A 3,262-nucleotide genomic window follows, 5' to 3' on the forward strand; every position below is an offset into this window, starting at 1 on the left:
TTAAACGGAATTTATAATGTAAAAATCTTGGGTAAGAAAATTTATCAATCCACTTTGATAATCATTCCTGAAACCATTTTTTGCTTTTCTTTTGCTAGGAAATGGATTAACTTGGCCTTTCATTTGAGAATAAACAACATCACTGAATTAAGATTATCCCACTTATGAGAACTTATTTCTTTTTATTTGTTTTAGTTTTTATTTTTTCTTCTAATGCTTTTCCCCAAGATAACTTAGCAGCGTACAAAAGAGCAAAAACTTTAATTGGGTATGGAAATTATGCTGACGCAATGGAATTGATGCGTCCGTACATGGAAGAAACCAAGTATGGAAAATTGGCTTCCTACGCCCAATACCACTTTGGCTTTTCTGCATTTAAGAATAGTCAGTTTGAATTGGCTAAATCAGTTGTCAAACCATTAGCTGATAATAAGAACTGGGAAAAGCAAGATGAGGCGAAGTATCTGCTTGCATTGATCTATTTTGAAGAATCAAATAATCTGGAAGCACTTCAGGAAATATCCTTCATTAAAAATCCTGAAATCTTATCTCAAGGTGAACGCGCCAGTCTGAATTATTTGAGAAATACCTCTGTGAGCTTTTTAATTGCCAACTTAAGTAAATTCCGAGATAATAAGGGTTTTCAAATTGCATTGAGAGAACAATTGGAAAAACAATCCATTATGTCCTCTGACGAAAAAGTCATTTTGCAACAACTGAGAAGTAGTGTTGACTCTATAAGTCCCCCAAACCCAAGTAATAAAAACCTTCGGTCTCTTGATATTGCTATTTTACTTCCCTTTAATTATTCGGGAGGTACTGATGTACAAATTCTTTCGCAAGGAAATTTTATCCTTGAATTATACCAAGGTATTCGTTTTGCTCTTGATGAGTTGAGGGAAAAAGGATACATAATTAATGTGAGAACTTTTGATACACAAAGAGATAATTCCCGGTTACAAAATATACTTAATGATGAATGCTTGATTAATTCGGATGTGATCGTAGGACCAATTTATCCAGAAGAAACAGAGATTGTTTTTCAGTTTTCTCAAAAATATAATATTCCTTTCATCAATCCCCTTTCCAATTTGGATGATAAAATACAGGGATCTGAGTTTGCTTTTCTTTTCAGGCCTGCTGTTTCTTCTTTAAGTATTGGACTATTTAAGTATATTAAGAATAATGTTGCGGGAAATAGGTTGGCAATAGGTTACTCAAGCGCTGCAAGAGATGAACAACTAGCTACAAAAACAGCAGAAATTAGTGGAAACAGTAATTTCAAGATAGTCACGAAAACCTTGATTTCTCCAAAAAATATCAATGAATTTTTTGAGACCATCCAACTTGGAATCGATTCTCTCACGAATGTAGACGCTGTAATCATCCTTTCTGACGATCCGAATATTGCCCAGGCGACGTTTGGCTTTATGGAATCAAAAAACGTGAAAACTCCTGTAATTGTTATGGACAGTTGGCTGTATTTCAACTTTGCAAGTTTTGAAATGTTGGAAAACCAAAATTTTGTTTTTTTGGGTAATAATTCAATTGACTTCAACAATCCAAACCTAGAACTTTTTAGGAACGGATTCAATGAAGAATATGGAAAATATCCTTCATTGAATATGCATTTGGGATACGAACTTGTCTACTGGATAGCTGAAACAATCAATCCTAACAGAGGCTTTGACTTTAGGGGGAATTTAAACCAAAACAGGTTCAAACAAGGTAAAATAACATATGGTTTTGATTTTACAAATAGTAATAACAATCAGTACGTCCCTGTGTTAAAGTTGAGTGACGGTAAATTGGAAGTGAATTAAATATATAATATACATGCAGATTACCCAAAGTAAATCATTGTTTGAAAAAGCAAAAAAATATATACCGGGAGGAGTCAATTCTCCCGTTCGTGCATTCAGAGCAGTAGGGGGAGACCCAATTTTTATAAAGAGAGCAGACGGTGCTTTCATCTATGATGAGGATGACAATTCATATATCGAGCTCATCAACAGCTGGGGTCCGATGATCCTTGGGCATAACCACCCTATGATCAAAGAAGCTATAGTAAGGGCATTGGAGTTTGGAACTTCATATGGTGCGCCAACAGCCAAAGAAGTGGAAATCGCTGAATTGATCACAAGGATGGTTCCTTCTGTCGAAAAAGTCAGAATGGTAAATTCCGGAACAGAAGCCACGATGTCAGCCATCAGGGTAGCAAGAGGATATACCGGAAGGGACAAATTCATCAAAATGGAAGGTCATTACCACGGGCATGGGGATTCTTTTTTGATCTCCGCAGGTTCGGGAGCAATTACTATGGGCAACCCTGATTCTCCAGGTGTAACCAAAGGTACAGCAAAGGACACACTCCTTGCTCCTTACAACGATTTAGATGCGATAGAGAGACTTGTAGCTGCTAACAAAGGTGAAATCGCTGCTTTGATTTTAGAGCCTGTTCCAGGTAATATGGGCCTTGTGATACCAAAAGAGGGATACCTACAGGGACTCAGAAATATCTGTACCCGAGAAGGGATTGTTCTGATCTTTGATGAAGTCATGACTGGATTCAGGCTTGCAAAAGGCGGTGCGCAAGAACTATTCGGTGTAACCCCTGACATGACTACTCTCGGCAAAATAATTGGAGGCGGACTTCCTGTCGGTGCCTATGGCGGCAAAAAAGAAATCATGGAGTTTGTCTCTCCTGAAGGTCCTGTCTATCAGGCAGGAACACTTTCAGGAAATCCAATCGCAATGGCAGCAGGTCTGACGATGCTGAAACACCTAAACCAAAATCCACAAGTATATACAACACTCAATGCCATCGGAGATAAATTGGTAAAGGGTTTTCAAACTTCTTTAGACAGACTTGGACTGAATTATACTATCAATCATCTTGGAAGTATGTACAGCCTTTTTTTTACTGATCAGGAAGTCTATGATTTTGAATCTGCAAAAAAATCTGATACCGCCCGATTTGGTAAATATTTTCAATCCATGTTGAAAAGGGGTGTTTACTTGGCACCTTCCCAATATGAAAGCCTTTTCCTTTCCACAGTTTTGACGGATGATTTGGTTGAAAAAATAATCCAAGCCAATGAAGAATCCCTCAAAGAGATTTTTTGATTTGAAATCATTTAATAAAAATCTGCTTATATGACCTTAAAAATATACGGTATCAAAAATTGCGATACGATGAAAAAGACCTTCAATTTTTTGGAGGAGAAAGGGATTGGATACGTATTCAATGATTATAAAAAGC

The 3,262-nt window shown here is 36.9% G+C and carries 2 protein-coding genes; both read left to right on the plus strand.

The genetic code is table 11. The annotated features are described in order from the left end of the window. Window positions 1–164: 164 nt before the first annotated feature. Complete coding sequence (locus ACZFYI_RS17935; protein ID WP_462525496.1) at window positions 165–1,823, plus strand: ABC transporter substrate-binding protein; 1,659 nt, start codon at window positions 165–167, stop codon at window positions 1,821–1,823. A gap of 13 nt (window positions 1,824–1,836) precedes the next feature. After that, entirely contained in the window at window positions 1,837–3,126 is a 1,290-nt protein-coding gene (gene hemL, locus ACZFYI_RS17940; RefSeq protein ID WP_462525497.1) for a glutamate-1-semialdehyde 2,1-aminomutase, read from the plus strand. Window positions 3,127–3,262 lie beyond the last annotated feature (136 nt).

Source organism: Aquiflexum sp. (assembly GCF_977115555.1).

Bases quoted from the DNA above. Each gene is read 5' to 3' on its own strand.
- hemL (WP_462525497.1), top strand. From the start codon at position 1,837: ATGCAGATTACCCAAAGTAAATCATTGTTTGAAAAAGCAAAAAAATAT.
- ACZFYI_RS17935 (WP_462525496.1), top strand. From the start codon at position 165: ATGAGAACTTATTTCTTTTTATTTGTTTTAGTTTTTATTTTTTCTTCT.